This window comes from Streptococcus sp. HMSC076C08 (assembly GCF_001810825.1).
GTDB lineage: Bacteria > Bacillota > Bacilli > Lactobacillales > Streptococcaceae > Streptococcus.
Genome location: NZ_KV802719.1, coordinates 1 through 21,759, shown reverse-complemented (window position 1 = coordinate 21,759; position 21,759 = coordinate 1). Strand labels below are relative to the sequence as shown.

General features: G+C 43.1%; 21 protein-coding genes. 12 read left to right on the top strand and 9 right to left on the bottom strand.

Going from position 1 to position 21,759, the window contains the following annotated elements:
* Positions 1-25 precede the first annotated feature (25 nt).
* From fabF to HMPREF2766_RS01020, 9 genes are all read left to right on the top strand, one after another.
* Complete coding sequence (gene fabF / locus HMPREF2766_RS01060; RefSeq protein WP_000774051.1) at positions 26-1,261, top strand: beta-ketoacyl-ACP synthase II; 1,236 nt, start codon at positions 26-28, stop codon at positions 1,259-1,261.
* A gap of 2 nt (positions 1,262-1,263) precedes the next feature.
* Positions 1,264-1,731, top strand: a complete 468-nt coding sequence (gene accB, locus HMPREF2766_RS01055; RefSeq protein WP_070567215.1) for an acetyl-CoA carboxylase biotin carboxyl carrier protein — start codon at positions 1,264-1,266, stop codon at positions 1,729-1,731.
* Positions 1,728-2,150 carry a 3-hydroxyacyl-ACP dehydratase FabZ gene (gene fabZ, locus HMPREF2766_RS01050; protein ID WP_000565515.1) on the top strand — a complete coding sequence of 141 codons (423 nt, stop codon included), beginning with the start codon at positions 1,728-1,730 and terminating at the stop codon, positions 2,148-2,150. The genes accB and fabZ overlap by 4 nt, the downstream gene beginning before the upstream one ends.
* An 11-nt stretch (positions 2,151-2,161) precedes the next feature.
* A complete protein-coding gene (gene accC, locus HMPREF2766_RS01045) occupies positions 2,162-3,529 on the top strand; it encodes an acetyl-CoA carboxylase biotin carboxylase subunit (RefSeq protein ID WP_070567213.1) in 1,368 nt (455 codons plus the stop codon).
* 35 nt (positions 3,530-3,564) lie between these two features.
* Positions 3,565-4,431: an acetyl-CoA carboxylase, carboxyltransferase subunit beta gene (accD, locus tag HMPREF2766_RS01040; RefSeq protein ID WP_070567212.1), complete on the top strand. Its 867-nt coding sequence runs from the start codon at positions 3,565-3,567 to the stop codon at positions 4,429-4,431.
* Entirely contained in the window at positions 4,428-5,195 is a 768-nt protein-coding gene (locus tag HMPREF2766_RS01035; protein ID WP_070567210.1) for an acetyl-CoA carboxylase carboxyl transferase subunit alpha, read from the top strand. The genes accD and HMPREF2766_RS01035 overlap by 4 nt, the downstream gene beginning before the upstream one ends.
* Positions 5,196-5,343: 148 nt before the next feature.
* Positions 5,344-6,048 carry a CPBP family intramembrane glutamic endopeptidase gene (locus HMPREF2766_RS01030; protein ID WP_070567208.1) on the top strand — a complete coding sequence of 235 codons (705 nt, stop codon included), beginning with the start codon at positions 5,344-5,346 and terminating at the stop codon, positions 6,046-6,048.
* A 216-nt stretch (positions 6,049-6,264) separates the two neighbouring features.
* The gene (locus HMPREF2766_RS01025; protein ID WP_000148139.1) at positions 6,265-6,447 is read left to right on the top strand and encodes a hypothetical protein; all 183 of its coding nucleotides are present in this window, start codon (positions 6,265-6,267) and stop codon (positions 6,445-6,447) included.
* Between the two features lie 26 nt (positions 6,448-6,473).
* Positions 6,474-7,199 carry a CPBP family intramembrane glutamic endopeptidase gene (locus tag HMPREF2766_RS01020; protein WP_070567206.1) on the top strand — a complete coding sequence of 242 codons (726 nt, stop codon included), beginning with the start codon at positions 6,474-6,476 and terminating at the stop codon, positions 7,197-7,199.
* A gap of 49 nt (positions 7,200-7,248) precedes the next feature.
* Here HMPREF2766_RS01020 and nusB read toward each other — a convergent pair whose 3' ends face one another.
* From nusB to gatC, 9 genes are all read right to left on the bottom strand, one after another.
* Positions 7,249-7,671: a transcription antitermination factor NusB gene (gene nusB, locus HMPREF2766_RS01015; protein WP_000203659.1), complete on the bottom strand. Its 423-nt coding sequence runs from the start codon at positions 7,669-7,671 to the stop codon at positions 7,249-7,251.
* Positions 7,664-8,053: an Asp23/Gls24 family envelope stress response protein gene (locus HMPREF2766_RS01010; RefSeq protein ID WP_000510584.1), complete on the bottom strand. Its 390-nt coding sequence runs from the start codon at positions 8,051-8,053 to the stop codon at positions 7,664-7,666. Before HMPREF2766_RS01010 ends, nusB begins: the two co-directional genes overlap by 8 nt.
* Before the next feature lie 21 nt (positions 8,054-8,074).
* Positions 8,075-8,635: an elongation factor P gene (gene efp / locus HMPREF2766_RS01005; protein WP_000568640.1), complete on the bottom strand. Its 561-nt coding sequence runs from the start codon at positions 8,633-8,635 to the stop codon at positions 8,075-8,077.
* An 81-nt stretch (positions 8,636-8,716) separates the two neighbouring features.
* Positions 8,717-9,844: an SPFH domain-containing protein gene (locus HMPREF2766_RS01000; RefSeq protein WP_070567204.1), complete on the bottom strand. Its 1,128-nt coding sequence runs from the start codon at positions 9,842-9,844 to the stop codon at positions 8,717-8,719.
* Positions 9,845-9,852: 8 nt separating this feature from the next.
* Positions 9,853-10,797, bottom strand: coding sequence for a zinc-ribbon domain-containing transport protein (locus tag HMPREF2766_RS00995; protein ID WP_000715061.1), 945 nt, complete (start codon positions 10,795-10,797; stop codon positions 9,853-9,855).
* A 97-nt stretch (positions 10,798-10,894) separates the two neighbouring features.
* Positions 10,895-11,290 carry a hypothetical protein gene (locus HMPREF2766_RS00990; RefSeq protein ID WP_001031998.1) on the bottom strand — a complete coding sequence of 132 codons (396 nt, stop codon included), beginning with the start codon at positions 11,288-11,290 and terminating at the stop codon, positions 10,895-10,897.
* 57 nt (positions 11,291-11,347) lie between these two features.
* Positions 11,348-12,793: an Asp-tRNA(Asn)/Glu-tRNA(Gln) amidotransferase subunit GatB gene (gatB, locus tag HMPREF2766_RS00985; RefSeq protein WP_070567202.1), complete on the bottom strand. Its 1,446-nt coding sequence runs from the start codon at positions 12,791-12,793 to the stop codon at positions 11,348-11,350.
* Positions 12,793-14,259, bottom strand: a complete 1,467-nt coding sequence (gene gatA / locus HMPREF2766_RS00980) for an Asp-tRNA(Asn)/Glu-tRNA(Gln) amidotransferase subunit GatA (RefSeq protein WP_070567200.1) — start codon at positions 14,257-14,259, stop codon at positions 12,793-12,795. Before gatA ends, gatB begins: the two co-directional genes overlap by 1 nt.
* A complete protein-coding gene (gene gatC, locus HMPREF2766_RS00975; protein ID WP_000705412.1) occupies positions 14,259-14,561 on the bottom strand; it encodes an Asp-tRNA(Asn)/Glu-tRNA(Gln) amidotransferase subunit GatC in 303 nt (100 codons plus the stop codon). The genes gatA and gatC overlap by 1 nt, the downstream gene beginning before the upstream one ends.
* Positions 14,562-14,726: 165 nt before the next feature.
* Here gatC and HMPREF2766_RS00970 point away from each other — a divergent pair, with 165 nt between their 5' ends.
* The 3 genes from HMPREF2766_RS00970 to HMPREF2766_RS00960 all read left to right on the top strand — a co-directional run.
* Positions 14,727-15,419, top strand: a complete 693-nt coding sequence (locus tag HMPREF2766_RS00970) for a YwaF family protein (RefSeq protein ID WP_070567199.1) — start codon at positions 14,727-14,729, stop codon at positions 15,417-15,419.
* Between the two features lie 143 nt (positions 15,420-15,562).
* Positions 15,563-17,107 carry a peptide chain release factor 3 gene (locus HMPREF2766_RS00965; RefSeq protein ID WP_000155103.1) on the top strand — a complete coding sequence of 515 codons (1,545 nt, stop codon included), beginning with the start codon at positions 15,563-15,565 and terminating at the stop codon, positions 17,105-17,107.
* 690 nt (positions 17,108-17,797) lie between these two features.
* Positions 17,798-21,759, top strand: a 3,962-nt coding sequence (locus tag HMPREF2766_RS00960; protein ID WP_148131184.1) for an accessory Sec-dependent serine-rich glycoprotein adhesin, incomplete at its 3' end; no start/stop codon positions are given.

Below are 21,759 nucleotides of genomic sequence, written 5' to 3'. Positions count from 1 at the left end.
ATAAGGAAAGATATAGGTAAGACAGATGAAACTAAATCGAGTTGTAGTAACAGGTTACGGATTGACCTCTCCTATCGGAAATACTCCAGAAGAATTTTGGAACAGTTTGCAAACTGGGAAGATTGGAATTGGAGAAATCACTAAGTTTGACCACAGCGAATTTGCTGTGCACAATGCGGCAGAAGTTCAAGATTTCCCATTTGATAAATACTTTGTCAAAAAAGATACCAACCGTTTTGACAACTATTCTTTGTATGCCTTGTATGCGGCTCAAGAAGCGGTGACAAATGCAAATCTTGATGTAGAAGCAATCGATAAGGATCGCTTTGGTGTCATCGTGGCTTCTGGTATTGGGGGAATTAAAGAAATCGAAGATCAGGTTATCCGTCTTCATGAAAAAGGTCCAAAACGCGTTAAACCAATGACACTTCCAAAAGCCTTGCCAAATATGGCTTCAGGAAATGTTGCCATGCGCTTCGGAGCAAACGGTATCTGTAAATCAATCAATACAGCATGCGCCTCATCAAATGATGCCATCGGAGATGCCTTCCGTTCTATCAAGTTTGGTTTCCAAGATGTCATGTTAGTTGGTGGATCAGAATCATCTATCACTCCTTTTGCTATCGCTGGTTTCCAAGCTTTGACCGCCCTATCAACTACAGAAGATCCAACTCGAGCTTCTATCCCATTTGACAAAGATCGTAACGGATTTGTGATGGGAGAAGGTTCAGGAATGTTGGTTCTTGAAAGCCTTGAACATGCTGAAAAACGTGGGGCGACCATCTTGGCTGAAGTAGTTGGCTATGGTAATACCTGTGATGCTTACCATATGACTTCACCTCATCCAGAAGGTCAAGGTGCGATTAAGGCTATGAAGTTGGCTTTGGAAGAAGCAGAAATTTCTCCAGAGCAAGTGGCTTATGTCAATGCCCACGGAACTTCAACTCCTGCTAATGAAAAAGGAGAAAGTGGTGCGATCGTAGCTGTCCTTGGTAAAGAAGTACCTGTATCTTCAACCAAGTCCTTTACAGGACACTTGCTTGGAGCTGCAGGAGCGGTAGAAGCGATTGCTACCATCGAAGCCATGCGTCATAACTTTGTACCAATGACAGCTGGAACAAGCGAGTTATCAGACTATATCGAAGCCAATGTCGTTTATGGACAAGGCTTGGAGCAGGAAATCCCTTATGCTATTTCAAATACATTTGGTTTTGGCGGACACAACGCGGTTCTTGCTTTCAAACGTTGGGAGAATAAATAATTATGAATTTAAATGAAATCAAGGACTTGATGGCTCAATTTGACCAATCAAGTTTGAGAGAATTTTCTTATAAAAATGGAACGGACGAATTGCAGTTCAGTAAGAATGAAGTAAGAATGGCTTCTGAAACACCAGCTGCAGTGGCTCCTAGTCCAGTAGTTTCGGCCCCTTTAACTCCAGTAGAGAGTGCAGTGGAAGAAGCTCCAGCACCAGCTGAAACGACGGTTGCTCCGGAGGGTGATGTCGTTGAAAGTCCACTTGTAGGGGTGGCTTACTTGGCCGCTGGACCAGATAAACCTGCCTTTGTCACAGTTGGAGACAGTGTTAAAAAAGGTCAGACTTTGGTGATCATTGAAGCCATGAAGGTCATGAATGAAATTCCTGCACCTAAGGATGGTGTGGTGACAGAAATTCTCGTTTCAAATGAAGAAATGGTTGAGTTCGGTAAAGGATTGGTACGTATCAAATGATCGATATTCAAGGAATCAAAGAAGCTCTACCCCATCGTTACCCTATGCTCCTAGTGGATCGTGTCTTGGAAGTGAGCGAAGATACCATTGTTGCCATTAAAAATGTGACCATCAACGAACCTTTCTTCAATGGTCATTTTCCACAATACCCAGTTATGCCAGGTGTTCTTATCATGGAAGCCTTGGCTCAGACTGCTGGTGTCTTGGAATTGTCCAAACCTGAAAATAAAGGGAAACTGGTCTTCTATGCTGGCATGGACAAGGTTAAGTTTAAGAAGCAAGTTGTACCAGGTGACCAATTAGTCATGACGGCTACTTTTGTCAAACGTCGTGGTACGATTGCTGTGGTTGAAGCAAAGGCTGAAGTAGATGGCAAGCTTGCAGCGAGTGGTACTCTTACCTTTGCAATTGGAAACTAAGGAGGTTCTCCATGTTTCGTAAAATTTTGATTGCCAACCGTGGTGAGATTGCGGTTCGCATTATCCGAGCTGCGCGTGAATTGGGCATTGCGACCGTAGCAGTTTATTCAACTGCTGATAAGGAAGCTCTTCACACACTCCTAGCGGATGAAGCTATCTGTATCGGACCTGGTAAGGCGACAGAGTCTTATCTCAATATCAATGCGATTTTATCTGCTGCAGTCTTGACAGAAGCAGAAGCCATTCACCCAGGCTTTGGTTTTCTTAGTGAGAATTCTAAGTTTGCCACTATGTGTGATGAAGTGGGAATTAAGTTTATCGGCCCTTCTGGAACTGTAATGGATACCATGGGAGATAAGATCAATGCGCGTGAGCAAATGATCAAGGCTGGAGTTCCAGTTATCCCAGGATCTGATGGTGAAGTTCACACGGCTGAAGAGGCACTTGCGGTTGCAGAAAAAATTGGCTATCCAGTCATGCTTAAGGCATCAGCAGGTGGTGGTGGAAAGGGAATTCGTAAGGTTGAAAAGGCAGAAGACTTGGTCGCAGCCTTTGAGACAGCATCCAGTGAAGCCAAGGCCAATTTTGGAAATGGCGCTATGTATCTTGAACGTGTGATTTATCCTGCTCGTCATATCGAAGTTCAGATTCTTGCAGATCAAGAGGGTCATGTTGTCCATCTTGGTGAACGGGATTGTTCACTCCAACGGAATAACCAAAAGGTCTTAGAAGAAAGTCCGTCCATTGCGATTGGCAAAACCCTTCGTCATGAAATTGGTGCTGCAGCCGTTCGTGCAGCAGAGTCTGTAGGTTATGAAAATGCAGGAACGATTGAATTTCTACTCGATGAAGTGAGTGGCAATTTCTACTTCATGGAAATGAATACTCGTGTTCAAGTTGAACACCCAGTCACAGAGTTTGTTTCAGGTGTTGATATTGTGAAGGAACAGATTCGCATTGCTGCCGGGCAACCTTTACCTTTCAAACAAGAAGATATTGTCCTACGAGGTCATGCTATCGAGTGCCGGATCAATGCGGAAAATCCAGCATTTAACTTTGCTCCAAGCCCAGGAAAAATCACCAACCTCTACCTTCCAAGTGGAGGAGTTGGATTGCGTGTAGACTCTGCAGTCTATCCAGGTTATACCATTCCTCCTTACTATGATAGTATGATTGCCAAAATCATTGTTCATGGGGAGAATCGTTTTGACGCTCTTATGAAGATGCAACGGGCACTTTATGAACTTGATATTGAAGGAGTGCAAACCAATGCAGACTTCCAGTTGGATCTGATTTCAGACCGCCGAGTTATCGCTGGTGACTACGATACTTCCTTCTTGATGGAAACTTTCTTGCCAAAATACCAAGAAAAAGAATAGACTTTCAAACAGTATGAGAACTAAAAGGGGGAGTTATGGCTCTATTTAGTAAAAAGGATAAGTATATTCGGATCAATCCTAACCGTTCCGTAAGGCAGAAACCACAAGCCAAGCCTGAGGTTCCGGATGAACTCTTCTCCCAGTGTCCTGGTTGTAAACACACCATTTACCAAAAGGATCTGGGGAGCGAACGAATTTGTCCCCATTGTAGCTATACTTTCCGTATTTCAGCTCAGGAACGCTTGGATTTGACGATTGATTCTGACAGCTTTGTGGAGATGTTTACGGGTATTGAAACTCAAGATCCATTAAACTTTCCTGGCTACCAGAAAAAACTTGCTAGTATGCGTGAAAAGACAGGTTTGGATGAAGCAGTACTGACTGGTACAGCTAGCATCAAAGGACAAAAAGTTGCTCTTGGAATCATGGATTCCAACTTTATCATGGCGTCGATGGGAACCGTTGTGGGTGAAAAAATCACGCGCTTGTTTGAATATGCGACAGTTGAAAAGTTGCCAGTCGTACTTTTCACAGCTTCTGGTGGAGCCCGTATGCAAGAAGGAATCATGAGCTTGATGCAGATGGCTAAGATTTCTGCGGCAGTTCAACGTCATTCCAAGGCCGGACTTTTTTACCTAACTATTTTAACCGATCCGACAACCGGTGGGGTGACCGCTTCTTTTGCTATGGAAGGTGATATCATCCTAGCGGAGCCACAGAGTTTGGTTGGTTTTGCTGGGCGTCGTGTTATCGAAAATACAGTTCGAGAGACCTTGCCGGATGACTTCCAAAAGGCAGAATTTTTGCTGGAACATGGATTTGTTGATGCAATTGTCAAACGGAGAGAACTACCAGAAACAATTGCTAAATTAGTGAGATTGCATGGAGGAAGTCGCGGATGAATATTGCAAAAATAGTCAGAGAGGCACGCGAGCAGAGTCGTTTGACCGCACTTGATTTTGCGAATGGAATCTTTGACGAGTTTATCGAATTGCATGGAGATCGCTCTTTCCGCGATGATGGTGCGGTCATCGGTGGAATTGGTTGGTTAGGTGACCAAGCAGTAACTGTCGTCGGGATCCAAAAGGGGAAGAGTCTTCATGACAACCTCAAACGAAATTTTGGGCAACCACATCCAGAAGGCTATCGTAAGGCTCTTCGCCTGATGAAACAGGCAGAAAAGTTTGGCCGTCCAGTTGTGACTTTTATCAATACGGCGGGTGCTTACCCAGGTGTTGGAGCCGAGGAACGTGGACAAGGTGAAGCAATTGCCCGAAATCTGATGGAAATGAGTGACCTCAAGGTTCCAATCATCGCGATTATTATCGGCGAAGGAGGATCTGGAGGTGCATTAGCACTAGCTGTTGCTGACCGTGTCTGGATGCTGGAAAATTCGATTTATGCCGTACTCAGTCCAGAAGGCTTTGCCTCTATCCTTTGGAAGGATGGAAGTCGTGCCATGGAAGCGGCGGAATTGATGAAAATCACTTCACATGAACTTCTAGAAATGGGAATCGTAGACAAGGTAATCTCAGAAGCAGGTCTCTCCAGTAAGGAACTGCTAGGATGCGTTAAAAATGAATTGCGTGCAGAACTAGATAGGTTGCAAGAACTACCACTCGACCAACTTATCGAAGAACGTTACCAACGCTTTAGAAAATACTAAGAAAATTTAAAAGCTAGAACATTTTGTTCTAGCTATTTTGATAATGGAGCATGGATAAACATGAATACTCTAGATAAATAAGAAAAACAAATCAATAGTCTATCCCCTATATTCCCCAAATAGAGAGTTTAGCATTAGGAGAGAAAGAATGAAAAAGACAATACATTTAGGAATCTGTATGATTTTAATGTTCCTGTACATTTATTTAACGCCATTAGGAGCTATAACTCTAGCTAGGACCTTTGGTTTAGGAATGGACAGCTATATAATCTTCCTAGTTGGAGAAGTGTTGCTTATTTTCTTTTTATTCGTTTTGTGGTTGAAAAAGGAGAAGATGCTCTTTATCTTCGAGAAAAAGAGTTGGCACTGGTCTTATCTCGCTTTCTTAGTGGCTTGCTTTCTTATCTATTCTTTTTTAAATGGATTTAGAATGCAGAATATTCGATTGATTGATCATAGTTTTATTTTCCAAGACCTTCTTTCAGAACTTTACTTAAACGGAAGAGAAACGACTCTATCAAGTCTTATATTTTTAATCTTCAACATTTCGATTGTACCTGTTGTTGAGGAGACAATCTATAGGGGTTATTTTATGAATACCTTCTTTCCGAAGTCGGAGTTTTATTTGGATGTGATCTTGTCTTCTTTCATCTTTGGGCTCAGTCACTTAGTTCTATCCCATCGTGATCCCATCAGTCTCCTAATGTATAGTATTCTTGGTCTTCTATTTGCAGTCGCTTATCGAGTTACGGGTAGTCTTCGATTTACCATTGTTTGTCATAGTTTCTATAATGTTATTCCCTATGCTCCGTCGATTTTATTTTATATTTATTATTTGATTTTTAGATGGTAGGAAGTAAAGAAAAAGTGTTTGATAGCTGTCAAACACTTTTTTCTAATTTAATGGGAAGATAGAGAAATCTCTTTTATCAATTTCTTACTTCTCAATAAGTAAAGCTACCATTTAGGATGAAAAATTGACAGTTGAGGAGATAGACTATAAAATAGACAAAAAGATATGTACTGTAGATGTAAGCTTACAAAAATTTATTTTAAGGAGCTACTTGGTATGACAGGTACAGAAACATTTACAGTTCTTTCATCTGAGGACTTAGAACAAGTTTCAGGTGGTGGCATGATTTGGTTGGTTGATGATTATTATTGGAGTTGGCCTTATGCTTACAGCATTGCAACTGATTCGAGTACAATACGTACTAGAATGACTGGTTATGGTAACGGAATTATACCTTAATATTCTAATAATTTAAAGGGGTAAGTATGAAAAAACTAGGGCATTTAGGAGTATATATCTTACTGATATTTCTATCGGTTTATCTACCAGAGTTAGGGATTATGCATCTAACTAAGTTTTTAGGATGGGGGATAGATGGCTATTCTATCTTTTTAACAGTTGAAGTAATAGCTCTTTTGCTATTATTTATCTACTGGCTCAAAAAGAAAGAGATGCTCTATATTTTTGAAAAAAAGGGTTCAAAGAAGTCAAGATTCTTTTACCTTGTAGTTGGTCTAGTGGCTACTTATTTTGATCGTCAATTGGTGGATGCTTTTCAGTTACAGTTTCATCACCTAATTGATAACAAGTATATCTTTCAAGACCTTCTTTCGATTCTATACTCCAATGGGCAACCAACTTTTCTATCAACTGTTCTCAGTTTTAGTTTAACAGTAATCGTCGGACCTATATTAGAGGAACTAATTCATAGAGGGTACTTTATGAATACCTTTTTCCCCCAGTCCAAGTACTATCTGGATGTTATCCTATCTGCTCTTATCTTTGGACTTAGTCATTTGATCCTAACTCATCGAGATCCTATCAGTTTGATTATTTATAGTTTAGGCGGTCTTTTCTATGCCCTTGTCTACCGTTGGACAAAGAACCTAAAAATCACCATCCTGTGCCATAGTTTTTTCAACTTTCTCATTTATGCAAAACCCATCTGGATTTTTGTTTATAATTATGTCTATTACCATTTTTTTAGATAGTAGGAGGCAAAGAAAAAAGTGTTTGATATCTATCAAACACTTTTTCTGTTTACTGTTCTTCTGTTACAAACTGGCTGAGCAGTCCGTTGATAAAACGGGCAGATTTTTGATCTGAGAAGTCCTTTGCAAGCTCAATAGCTTCATTAACAGCAACTAACTGAGGGGTGTCAAATGAAGTGATTTCAAAGACTCCCAAGCGAAGGAGGTTTCTCTCCACGAGTGTTAAACGCTCGATGGTCCAACCTGCTTTTAAATGCTGTGTGATTTGCTTGTCTAGTTCTTCCTTTTTAGCTTGAACACCAGAAACTAGCTCTGTCAAAAAGGCTGGAAGTTGCACATCCGTATCTTCACGATCATGAGTATAGGCGAAACGACAAGCAGTTTCGACATCCGTACCGAACTCAAGACTCATGAGAGCTTGAAAAGCGCATTTACGGAGTTGGCGTCTAGATTCTAATAGTGGACTAGTCATTGAGGAAGTCCTCGTCAAATAGATCTTTCAATTCTGGTTTTGGTGTTTTATCTGGGACGATACCTGCAACGTGGATATTGATGGCAGCGAGTTCTACATCAGCCATATTGCGGACGGCATCTTTAACAGCTTTCTGGATAGCAACAGCTACCTTAGGAACTTTTACTCCGTACTCAAGGTAGAGATAGATATCTGCTGTGAGCTCTTCGTCCACGTTTTTAAGATAAACACCACGGCCGAGAGAAAGTTTTGAAAGGGTATCAGACACTGATTTGTTTGAAAAAGAGTGTACACCCTCTACTTTTGCAGTAGCAATAGCAATGATTTTTTCAAGTACACGTGGGGCGATAACGATTTCGCCAAGTTGTTCTTCAATTCCCATAGAATGACCTCTTTCTAGAGATTAGGCACGAGAAACGTAAGTTCCTTCTGCAGTGTTGATAACAAGTTTTTGTCCTGCTTCGATGAAGTCTGGAACGTTTACGACAAGTCCAGTTTCCATCGTTGCTGGTTTACCAGAACCTGTAACAGTAGCACCTTTGATAGATGGTTGAGTTTCTGCAACTGTCAATTCGACAGTAGTAGGAACGGTAACACCAATCACTTCAGTTCCGTAGAATTGGATCTTCACATCAGAGTTTTCAAGGATGTAAAGCAATTCGTTTTCAACGTTGACAACAGGGATTTCGTATTGGTCGTAAGTTTCTGTGTTCATGAAGTAGGCTGTGTCATCCATTTTGTACAAGTATTGAGCTGGGACAGTCTCGATGATAGCTTGTTCAAATTTTTCCTCTGGACGGTAGCTTGTGTCAAATGTAGAACCAGTACGGACATCACGCAATTTCATACGCATGATGGTGTTTCCTTTACCTGGTTTGTGGTGGCTAGCTTCCAAAACGCGGATCAATTTTCCGTCAGCTGTTTCAAAGGTCATACCAGCCTTTAATTTACTTGCTTCAATCATGTTTTTACCTCTTTAATAAAATAATTTACTCTTTATTGTACCATAAAAGACAACATTACTCAAATGTCAAAAGGAGCTTAATTAGTTGACTGGTACGATATTTCCATCTTCGTCTTTGGTAACGAGGACGTATTTTCCATCGACTTCGATGTAAAAATTCTTGCTGGCAGTTTGCCCAGTGTTTTGAGCCGGTGCTTGATTTTGGACTTGTTGGCTTAGTTGACCACCGAGAGTTTGGCCAAGATTCATACCCATAAACATGTTCATCCCATTGCCATTTCCTTCGTTAGCAGCTGCAGCAATGAGCGCTTCGTTACGAGCACGGCGTTCTTCGATTTCAATCGTGTTGTACTTCATTGCCACGAGCTCACTATCAAGCTTGCGAACGATATCAAGACTTTCTTGGTCGTAGCTGAGGTCTTCAAGCAAGATATTGGTTGCTTCAATCCCGTAGAGACCTGTCCAAACCTTGTTGACCTCTTGTTTAGCGAGTTCGTTAAAGGTGTCTTGGTTGGCATTGAGGCTATAGATATCAACCTTGTTTTCGTTGGTATATTTGGCAATGGCAATCGCGATTTTTGGTGCGATATTTTGACGGAGCGTTCCTTGAGCTACATCTTGGAGAGTAAATGGCTGTCCGTCAGTAATTTGACGGCTAACAGAACTCACGTAGAAGAGGACTGGATCTGCTATTTTTACATCAAACAAGCCATAGAAACGGATATTAAGCAGCTGTTGGTAACGTTCGCTGAAGTATTCGACCGCGTTTTGTGTGCCGAACTTATTACCTGCAATAGGTTGCATGCGGATAAAAATAATTTCTTGTTGGGTGATGACTTGTCCACCGAAAGAGAAACGGTTTTTAAAGCTTTCCCAAGTGCCTTTTAAACCACCTTTTTCAAGGAGCCAGGCATTATCACCAGCTTGCCATTCGTGGCTACCAGCTTCGAGGACTTCACCAAGGAAGGTACCGTTGTTTACCAAAACAGCGGTATAGCCTTGGGGAACGATAACCACACTGCCATCCGACAAGAGTCCAGTATTTTGATTGCTGTGACGAGAACGTCCATCGGGGTCTTTAGTGAGTAATTGTCCCTTGATGGCCAAGGCGTCGCCAGAGACATTGTCTGGAAGGACGATGGCTTCCTTGAATTTACTATCATTAAAACTATTTAAGCCTGCTGATAAGGCTGCACGTATAAATCCCATAATTCCTCCTAATTATAAAGCTCGTCTTCATCCACAACATCATAGGTATCCAGTACCCATTGGTTTGGACTGCGAGAGAGATTGGCACCACAGTAGTCGCACTCGCTAACTGCAGAGATTTTCAAAGGGGCGCCACAGTTTGGACAGTGGTCGCTCACAACTTGGTCTGGATTGACTGCTTGCGTTTGGCTACCGTGTTGACGGATAAAGTTTAATTGATACACGGTGAAGAGATCTTTTTTAGGGTCTCCTTCAATGACACGGCGAGTCTCATCGTCAATGACATAGTCCCGCAAGGTAGATGACAGAATCACCACTAAGGTATCGTTTCCGTCAGGATTTTCAATGAACTCCTTGATGCGAACATTTTCGATACAAACTTTCTCTAAAACATTAGTTGTTTTAGATCGAATATGGTCCTCAAGTTGGGTACTGTGTTGGGAGTAGAGACTGGTACTTTCCAAAGCGCGGACAGAGTTCCAATTTTTCTCAGTCCAGGCAACCTGCAATTTAAGGTAGACTTCCTTAACCCAAGATGTGAAGGCTACCGCGTCAAAGTTTGGATCCCCATATTTCACACGACTAATGGCCAGTGTGTTGTGTTCAACTCGACGATGGAGCGTTTGAGAATCATTACTAGTGTAGGTTGAACTCGAATCTCCAGACTTATTCCGCAAGGATTTGACGATAACAACTAGTATGATTCCTCCGACTAATATGAACATAAATCCTAAATAGGGAGAGCTAGCAGAACTGTCAGAGGATGATCCATATCCAGAGCGGTAGTAGTGGTAGGATGATCCGCCAGAACGACTTCCACCTCCACTTGAGCGGCTGCTACTGCGGCTGCTCCCTCCACTTCTGGAATGCCCGACACCTGCATCAACGATTTGAGGCACGGATAGAAAAACAAGTAATAAACAGGTCATTAAAAGAGCGTAAAACTTTTTCATGTGTCTCCTAACTATATGATTGAAAAGGTAGAATTCTGAATTCGAATGATTATTAAACTATTAATAACCTTTAAAATAATCTAAGATATACTAGGCGTTATTTACTAGCATTTAGCTTCTTTATGGAATGGCGCTCGATGAGCCATCCCACAATCCACCCTATTGCTAGCAAGTAATTTTCAAAAGCACCGATAGCATTTACAGGAGAGTGATACTCCATATAATTGAGTAAGTGATTTGTTCCTATTCCAATTCCGCCAATAATGAGAGCAAGAAGTGCGATTCGTAGATAGAACCAATCGTATTTAATATTGATAGCGAGAATAATAATCAATACAGCTAAATTCCATATTCCAATTTCTCGTTGCCAACCAGCAGATATTCCGTACCCGGAGTGGCTTCCCATGTACGATGGAAAGAAAATTTGTAGTATAGAAGCGCCTAACATAGCGATGATGACTAAGACAAATAGCAATCGTAAAAATTTGTTCATTTATTCTCCTTGTCTCATTCTCGTCTTAAAAGTAGAAAAAAGTGTATAAAGAGTAAATTACTCACTTTCTTTCAACTTAGCCAATTCTTGTGCAAGCAGTTTAAGGGCGACTTGTGGGTTGGCTTGGCCTTTGGTTGCCTTCATAAGGAATCCTGTGAAGGCCTTGTCTGCGTTGCGTTTACCTGACTTGAAGTCGGCAACGGCAGCTTCGTTATCCGCAAAGACTTGGTGGATGATTGGGATCAAGACATCTGGATCAGAGATTTGCACCAAGCCTGCTTTTTCCACGTATTCACGCGCGCCACCGCCATTTTTAGCCAGATGGACAAAGACTTTCTTGGCAATCTTAGAAGAGATCGTGCCGTCTTCGATGATGGCAATCATTTCTACTAAGTTTTCTGGTGTTAATTCGATTTGTTCCAGTGTCTTACCTTCGGCGTTCAAGAACTGAGCAACTTCACCTTGGAGCCAGTTAGAGACTTGTTTGGCATCACCACCGAGTGCAACAGCTTTTTCAAAGAAGTCAGAAGTGACTTTGTTTGCCGTCAACTGGCTAGCATCGTAGTCTGATAAGCCAAGGTCAGATACGTAGCGCGCACGACGTTCTTTTGGAAACTCTGGTAATTCAGTGCGCATTTCCTCAATCCACTCATCTGAGATTTCAAAGAGTGGTAGGTCTGGTTCAGGGAAGTAGCGGTAGTCTGCAGCACCTTCTTTGACACGCATGAGGATGGTTGCCTTGTTAGCTTCATCGTAACGGCGTGTTTCTTGGCGAATTTGACCACCTGAGCGAAGGATTTCAGCCTGGCGTTGGACTTCGTATTCGAGACCTTTGCGAACATTTGAGAAGGAGTTGAGGTTTTTCAACTCAGTCTTGGTACCGAATTTCTCTTGACCATAAGGACGAAGGGAGATGTTGGCATCCACACGCATAGAACCTTCTTCCATCTTAACGTCAGAAATGCCAGCGTACTGGATGACTTCCTTGAGAGCTGTTAGATAAGCATAGGCTTCTTCTGGGGAACGCATGTCGGCTTCAGATACGATTTCAATCAATGGCACCCCTTGACGATTGAGGTCAACATAAGAGTAGCCATCTGTACAGTGGGTGTTTTTACCAGCGTCTTCTTCTAGGTGAGCACGTTCGATACCGATTTTCTTAGTCGTACCGTCTTCTAGCTCGACTTCAATCCAACCATTATAACCGATAGGCTCATCAAACTGAGAAATTTGGTAGGCTTTTGGATTATCAGGGTAGAAGTAGTTCTTGCGGTCAAAGTGCATCTTTTTGTGGATGTCCATGTTGAGGGCAAGAGCTGCCTTGATACCGGCATCGACAACCCCTTTATTGAGAACTGGCAGAACTCCTGGGAAGGACCAGTCAATCACGTTAGTGTTGGCATTTTGGTCATTTCCAAAGTGAGCAGAAGTTGGTGAGAAGATTTTTGAATTGGTGTTGAGCTCTACGTGGACTTCAAGTCCAATGACTGTTTCAAAGTTCATTAGTTATCACCTCCAAAAATCACAGGTTGTTGTTTGTGGTAGTCTGTTGTTGCTTCAAAGGCAGCAGCAGCTTGGTAAATGGTCTCCTCAGAGTATTTAGGACCGATCAATTGGAGACCGACTGGTAGACCTTGAGCAAATCCAGCAGGAACAGAAATTCCTGGAAGACCAGCTAAGTTGACTGGGATGGTCAAAAGGTCAGCCAAGTACATGGCAACGGGATCGTGGTTGAGTGAATCCAAGTCATAGGCAACGCTTGGTGCAGTTGGTCCCAAAATCAAGTCGTAATCCGCAAAGACTTTTTCGAAATCTTGGATGATGAGGGTACGGACCTGACCAGCTTTCTTATAGTAGGCATCATAGTAACCTGATGAAAGGCTGAAAGTACCTAGCATGATACGGCGTTTTACCTCTTCACCGAAACCTTGGCTACGGCTGTTTACATAGATTTCATCAAGATTAGTCGCATCATCTGCGCGGTAGCCGTAACGGATACCGTCAAAGCGTTGCAAGTTTGAGGAAGCTTCAGATGAAGCGATAATATAGTAAACGGCAACACCGTATTTAGAGTGAGGAAGGCTGACTTCTTCGACGATGGCACCAAGTTTTTCAAAGTGTTTAGCGGCATTCAGAATGGTTTCCTTAACCTCTGGGTCAATCCCTTCACCAAGGTATTCCTTAGGCAAAGCAATTTTCATTCCCTTGATGTCTTGCCCGATTTTTGAAGTAAAGTCAGCGATGCGGACAGGAGCAGAAGTAGAGTCTTTGGCATCTTCGCTAGCAATTGCATTGAGCAAGAGAGCATTTTCTTTAACAGTTGGAGCAAAAGGTCCAATCTGGTCTAGAGAGCTACCAAAGGCAATGAGGCCGAAACGTGAAACTGTTCCGTAGGTTGGTTTGAGACCAACGATCCCGTTGAAGGCAGCAGGTTGGCGGATGGAACCACCGGTATCAGAACCAAGTGACAAGCGGACTTGTCCTGAGGCTACGGCTGCGGCAGAACCACTTGATGAACCACCAGGAACCTTGGTCTGGTCCCAAGCATTTTTAGTCGCACCGTAGTGAGAAGTTTCACCGGATCCACCCATGGCAAATTCGTCCATGTTGGTCTTTCCGACGACAATCATACCCTTAGCTTTTGCATTGGCAACGGCTGTCGCATCAAAGATTGGCTCGTAGTTGTAAAGCATTTTTGAGGCTGCAGTTGTAAGGATACCGTCAGTAGAGATATTATCCTTAACAGCAAGTGGAATCCCTGAAAGAACATTGTCCGCATCGATTCCAGTTTCATCAATAGTTTTAGCTTGAGCAAGAGCCTGCTCTTCAGCGATAGTGACAAAAGCGTTGATAGCTGCCTCGCGAGACTTGATATCTTCAAGCGTGGCTTGTGTCAATTCAGTTGCAGAAATTTCCTTAGAGACAAGGAGATTGTGCAAGTCTTCAATAGTTTTGTTATTAAAAGTCATTAGGCATCTCCTCCATCATCTAGGATAGCTGGTACCTTGATATAGTAGTTTTCTTTTTCAGGTACGTTTTTAAACAAGCGGTCACGGTCTGTTCCTTCTTCGGCCACATCAGGGCGGAGTACGGTCTTGCGGTCAGCCATGGTTGTAGTAGGTGCGACACCAGTTGTGTCGACTTCGCCCAGCAATTCAACCATGTCAACAATTTTAGACAAGGTTGTCGCAAAGGCAGCAGTTTCTTCTTCAGAGAATTTTAATTTTGAAAGATTGGCAACGTGTGTTACCTCTTCTTGCGTAATTTTCATCTTGCATCCTTTCGTGAAATGATGATTTTTAGTCTGTTCTATTTTACCATAATTTCCTATAAATAAGGGAGCCAAACTGAAAAGAAATAGAAATTGAAAAATCGCTTTTAATTCGCTATAATGGTTAAACTAGAGAATAGAAAAAATAAGAGTTAGGATAGAAATATGTTCCATCAATTTATCACCAGATCTCAAACGGTTCCTCCTCCCATTTCCCTCTTTTGGTATGGGATTATGATGATCCTATTAGTGCTTTGTATTTATGGAGCACTTGTTTATCACAAAAATTCGAAATTTGTCCGCTTGTTTAAGGGGATTCAGATCCTCCAGTTGCTAGCCCTATATAGCTGGTATGTTGGTTTTGGAATTCCATTTTCTAATAGCCTTCCATTTTACCATTGCCGTTTGGCTATGTTTGCGGTGGTTTTCTTGCCAGATAAATGGCGGAGCAAGCAATATTTTGCCCTCTTAGGAGCAAGTGGAGCGGTCTTTGCCTTGGTTTACCCGGTTTTTGACCCCTATGATTTCCCCCATATCACCAGTTTTTCATTTTTGATTGGGCACTATGCCCTTCTAGTGAATTCCTTGATTTACTTGATGAATCACTATGACAAGACCTTGCTTAAGAAGTATATGATTGTAGCCTATACCTTTATTCTCAACCTCTTTTTAGTTGGGGTTAATCAGGTAACGGGTGGAAATTATGGTCTCTTAAGAGATACCCCGTTTATCTCGAATGCTCCTCTATGGATAAAGTACCTCCTTGTGTCGGTCATCCTTTCACTGGCTCTTGTTCTTTTTGATATCTTGTTTAAGAAACGGTGGAAAAAGAGAAATCAGGTGAAATCTATACTCTAGCTTGCCTTTTCATTGGATGAGCAATTGAAAAACTCCCCAAAATCCGATATAATGAAGAGTTGAAAGGAATAGTACAATCCAATGTAAACATCATTCTTAGCAACTGAAACAACTAAAAATAGAGAATCAAAGAAAGAGAACTTATGACTATTCAAGAAGAAATAAAGAAACGCCGTACCTTTGCCATCATCTCCCACCCGGACGCGGGTAAGACAACCATTACGGAGCAGTTGCTCTATTTTGGGGGCGAGATTCGTGAGGCTGGTACGGTTAAAGGAAAGAAAACAGGGACTTTTGCCAAGTCTGACTGGATGGATATTGAGAAACAACGTGGAATTTCGGTCACGTCATCTGTTATGCAGTTTGACTACGACGGCAAGCGCGTCAATATCCTCGACACACCAGGACACGAGGACTTCTCAGAAGATACTTATCGTACCTTGATGGCGGTGGATGCTGCGGTCATGGTCGTGGACTCTGCCAAGGGTATCGAGGCCCAAACCAAGAAATTGTTTGAGGTTGTGAAGCACCGTGGCATTCCAGTCTTTACCTTTATGAACAAGCTAGACCGTGATGGTCGTGAGCCACTGGACCTCTTGCAAGAACTAGAAGAAGTCCTTGGCATTGCGAGCTATCCTATGAACTGGCCAATCGGGATGGGGAAAGCCTTTGAAGGCTTGTATGACCTCTATAACCAACGTTTGGAACTTTATAAAGGGGATGAACGTTTTGCCAGTCTGGAAGAAGGGGATAAGCTCTTTGGAAGCAATCCTTTCTACGCTCAGGTTAAGGACGACATCGAACTGTTGCAAGAAGCAGGGAATGAGTTTTCAGAAGAAGCTATTCTTGCAGGAGAACTGACTCCGGTCTTCTTCGGTTCAGCTCTCACTAACTTTGGGGTGCAGACCTTCCTTGAGACCTTCCTTAAGTTTGCTCCAGAACCACATGGACACAAGAAAACAGATGGCGAAATTGTGGATCCTTATGACAAGGATTTCTCAGGATTTGTCTTTAAAATCCAAGCCAACATGGACCCTCGTCACCGTGACCGTATCGCCTTTGTTCGTATCGTATCGGGTGAATTTGAGCGTGGTATGAGTGTCAATCTACCTCGTACTGGTAAAGGGGCTAAACTGTCTAATGTCACCCAGTTTATGGCGGAAAGTCGTGAGAATGTGACCAATGCCGTGGCAGGAGATATCATCGGGGTTTACGATACCGGTACTTATCAGGTTGGAGACACTTTGACGGTTGGAAAAAACAAGTTTGAGTTTGAACCACTGCCAACCTTTACCCCTGAAATTTTCATGAAAGTTTCTGCTAAGAACGTCATGAAACAAAAATCCTTCCATAAGGGGATTGAGCAATTGGTGCAAGAGGGAGCCATTCAGCTTTATAAGAATTACCAAACAGGCGAGTACATGCTAGGGGCTGTCGGACAACTCCAATTTGAAGTCTTTAAGCACCGCATGGAAGGCGAGTACAATGCAGAAGTGGTCATGAGCCCAATGGGTAAAAAGACCGTTCGTTGGATCAAGCCTGAGGACTTGGACGAGCGCATGTCCTCAAGCCGAAATATCTTGGCTAAAGACCGCTTTGACCAACCAGTCTTCCTCTTTGAAAATGACTTTGCCCTTCGCTGGTTTGCGGACAAGTATCCAGACGTAGAGTTGGAGGAGAAGATGTAGATCGCCAAAGTTACTTGATTGTGTAACAATCTAAGTAACTAACGCCATGTTTCTATGGAACTTGGCTAGGCGCTCCACTAGTAAAGTTTTACGAATAGTATCGATTCGTAAAACTTTACGTCGTAACGGGTAGTGAGTGGTCTAGCTAACTGCCCCACTAACTTCGTTTGGCAAATAGAATCGATTTGCCAAACTCCGTGTCGTAGTGTAAAATCGGCTTACCTAAACGCTTCACTAGGAATAATCCACGAATATTATCGATTCGTGGATTTTTCCGTCGTAACCACGTTTTACAAATGAAATCGATTTGTAAAACTCAGTGTCGTAGATTAAGGCTATTAATTAGTATGGCATTTTTCTTAAATGCGTTGTAAGAAAAGTCCTTGAATGTTTTTGATTCGTGGATTTTTCTATATTTTGAATAAAAATCAATTCCCTGAGTGATTGGAATTATTTGCTCAATTTTTAAAGCATATAGAAATGGTTAAAGAATAAATAAAATATATTAACAGAATAATAAAATGAAGATTATATTGAAAAAACAGAATAGTTTTGAAATAAAGTTATTTTTGAAATCATTTTCTTTCTTCAGAGTAAGTTATAGATATTGAATTGTAGGTATATTTGGTATATAATAAGGAGATAGTTTTTATAGGTGAATAAATTCTTTTTCATATAGAGGGAAGTAACATGTTTTTTAGACGCCAGAAGGGTGAATATAGAGAAACAGACCGTGTAACTCGGTTCAAATTAATCAAATCAGGGAAGCATTGGCTACGGGCCTCGACTTCCCTTTTTGGCTTATTTAAGGTGATGCGTGGAAGTGCGGATACGAGCCAAGTAATGACAGAAATGGTTGAAAAGCAAGAAGGTCAGAAGTTGACTGGCTTGGATGTTTTGAAAGGGATAGCAGCTACGGGGACGATCTTAGGTGGTTTTGCTGCGACGCAAACGCGTGTTTATGCCAATGATGCAGTCGCTGTTGAAAAGACTGTCGAATCAAAAGATACCCTGGCGACGAGAGATTCAGTAGTGCTAGGGACGACACAGGATCATCAAGATGCTGCTAGCTTGTCTTTGTCTACCAGTCAAAGCCAGTCATTGTCAGAATTCAATTCGCAGAGCGCCAGTCAATCTGCCTCTACAAGTCAGTCTATCAGTGCCTCAAGCTCTTCTAGCGTGAGCCAGTCGATGAGCCAATCTGCTTCTACTAGTCAATCTTTGGCAAACAGTCAAAGTGTAACTGCTAGTTCAAGTGAATCCCTTGGAACACAAAATCAAGCGAATAGTAATCTGTCAGAGAGAGCTTCAGTTGGTGTTCAAAGTCAGTACCAAGCAAGTGAGTCAGCTCGGGAGACAGTGAAAGAATCACAACCTTCAAAAGAATTAAAAGCAGTTGATTTTTCTACAGAATCCTTGCCTCAAAGTCGGTCTGGTCGTGTAAAGAATGAAGGTGTGACGGCTGAATCGAGTTTCACAATGACTTCTGTAGCCTTGACAGAAAAGCAAAGTGAAGAAAAACGGAAGAAATTAGAGGCCTTGTCTGCTGAGATTGGGCAGTTTCTAGCTCAAGCTCAGGGACTTCCAAACTCGGATGAGGCAATTGCCAAGGCTAGTCTAGCTAAGAATGAGATAGCAGAGGCCTTGAAAGGGGAGGCTTCTAACCTTGCCACTATCCTACAAAAAGCTACAGAAGCTCGAAATAGCATTGCAAATGCTGTGTTACGTGCCAACTCTGGACTTCGTGACAGCAGAAACGGACAAGCTTTGACCAAAGCTTCAAATACCGCTAGCTTCAGAGCTGCTAGGGATACAGAGAAGCCAGAACTTCAGAAAATAACCGTTACAGGTGGCGCAATTCTAGAAGGACAAAAATTTAAAATTTATCGAGAAGAAAATTTTTCTGCGACCATTGAGTTTACTGATAACAGTGGTCGAATTGAACATGCAAAATTTGTTCCTACTGCTGTTCCCGCGGCCTATCCGGCTACTTCAACTGTTGTCTCATTCACTACGAGTAATGGTCAAAGTATCAGCATGATTGTTCCGACAAATAAACTAGCCAAAGATGGAAATGCTACAGCATCAAATCCTTTCACCGTTTCAATCACGGGTTCTGTTGGAAAAAATCAAGCAGTAAATAGTTTGTGGACTCGTTATGTTTTCACCTATGATCAGGAAGGTAATTTTAGCGGAAATACTACTGACGTAGGTCTTGTAAAAGATTTAACAGCCAACCCTGCCGCAATTCAATTTGAAGTCCATGCTCAGTCTGAAAAGTACGAACCAGCTATCAATGCTGAGGTGAATCGAAACTTTACTCTAACGGCCAATTCAGGGACTGTTTCTGTTGGTGAAGCCAGTCAGTACATCACGAATGCTACAGGGACGCCAGAATTACCTACTACAGGAATTACTAAGGGAACTAGAACAACCTATACTTGGAAATCTGGAACCAATACGAATTTGTCTGCTGGTCGGCATACTTTGACTGCAGTAGTAACTTATCCAGATGGAAGTACGGATGAAGTAGAGATTCCGATTGAGATTCGCCCTCAGACACCTAGAATTGAGGAACGTTTCCTTAACGAAAAAGGTGGTCTCACAAATCAAGCGATTACGGTAGATGGAGTGACTCCAGGTGGGACTGTTACTCTTACAATTGCAGGGGAAACATTCACCAAACAAGCAACGGGGAGTTCTACCAGTGTAACCTTTACTGCAACTGACTTGAAGAAAGTATATGATCGCAATGGAGGACGACTTCCAAGTGGACCAGTGACTGCAAGTACGACTGTGGATGGTTTGGTTTCAGATACATTTAATGGGCAAATCACGCCAAATCAAGCGTCAATTTCAGTAAGTAATAGCCAGTCTGCTTCAGCGAGTTCGAGCCAATCAGCATCAGTAAGTTCGAGCCAGTCAGCTTCGGTAAGTGCTAGCCAATCAGCATCAGTAAGTTCAAGTCAATCAGCATCAGTAAGTTCGAGCCAATCAGCGTCCGTAAGCTCCAGCCAATCTGCTTCAGTAAGCTCGAGTCAATCCGCATCGGCAAGTTCGAGTCAATCCGCTTCAGTGAGTGCGAGCCAGTCAGCCTCAGTGAGTGCTAGTCAATCTGCGTCCGTAAGCTCAAGCCAGTCTGCCTCAGTAAGTTCAAGCGAATCAGCATCAGTAAGTTCGAGTCAATCGGCTTCAGCGAGTGCTAGCCAATCCGCATCATTGAGTGCAAGTGAGTCAGCCTCAGTAAGTGCTAGTCAGTCCGCTTCAGTAAGCTCGAGCCAATCTGCATCTGCAAGTTCGAGTCAATCAGCCTCAGTAAGCGCCAGCGAATCCGCTTCAGTAAGTGCTAGTCAATCTGTTTCAGTAAGTTCGAGCCAATCAGCATCTGTAAGTTCGAGCCAGTCCGCTTCATTGAGTGCGAGTCGATCAGCTTCAGTGAGTGCCAGTCAATCAGCGTCTGCAAGTGCCAGTCAATCCGCTTCAGCGAGCGCTAGTCAATCTGCGTCGGCAAGTTCGAGTCAGTCAGCGTCAGTGAGTGCAAGTCAGTCAGCTTCAGTAAGCTCCAGTGAATCTGCATCGGTTAGCTCAAGTCAGTCAGCTTCAGCGAGCGCAAGTCAATCAGCCTCAGTAAGTTCAAGCGAATCAGCCTCAGCGAGCGCTAGTCAGTCTGCATCAGTAAGTGCCAGTCAATCCGCATCCGTAAGCTCAAGTCAATCAGCGTCCGTAAGCTCGAGCCAGTCAGCTTCAGTGAGTGCGAGCCAATCCGCTTCAGCAAGTGCCAGCCAATCAGCATCTGTAAGCTCCAGCCAATCAGCTTCAGCGAGTTCGAGCCAGTCCGCGTCAGCGAGCTCCAGCCAATCTGCCTCAGCAAGCTCCAGCCAGTCAGCCTCAGTCAGCTCGAGCCAATCCGTATCAGTAAGCGCAAGTCAGTCCGCATCAGCCAGCGCTAGCCAGTCTGCCTCAGTCAGCTCGAGTCAATCCGCTTCAGTAAGCTCTAGTCAATCTGCGTCGGCAAGTTCGAGCCAATCCGCTTCAGCGAGCGCAAGTCAATCCGCCTCAGTAAGTTCAAGCGAATCCGCCTCAGCGAGCGCAAGTCAATCCGCTTCAGCGAGCGCAAGTCAATCAGCATCAGTGAGCGCAAGTCAGTCTGCGTCCGTAAGCTCAAGCCAATCTGTCTCAGTAAGCTCGAGTCAATCCGCCTCAGTAAGTTCAAGCCAATCTGCTTCAGTTAGCGCTAGCCAGTCAGCCTCAGTCAGCTCGAGTCAATCCGCATCAGTAAGCGCAAGTGAGTCAGCCTCAGTAAGCTCCAGTGAATCCGCTTCAGTCAGCTCGAGCCAATCTGCATCATTGAGTGCTAGTCAATCGGCTTCAGCCAGCGCAAGTGAGTCAGCATCATTGAGTTCGAGTCAATCTGCATCATTGAGTGCTAGTCAATCTGCCTCAGTAAGTTCGAGTCAATCGGCCTCAGTAAGCTCCAGCGAATCAGCTTCAGTGAGCTCGAGTCAGTCCGCTTCAGCGAGCGCAAGTGAGTCAGTCTCAGCCAGCGCTAGTCAATCCGCTTCAGTGAGCGCAAGTGAATCTGCGTCAGCCAGCGCTAGCCAGTCCGTATCGGTGAGTGCTAGTCAATCAGCCTCAATGAGCGCTAGTCAGTC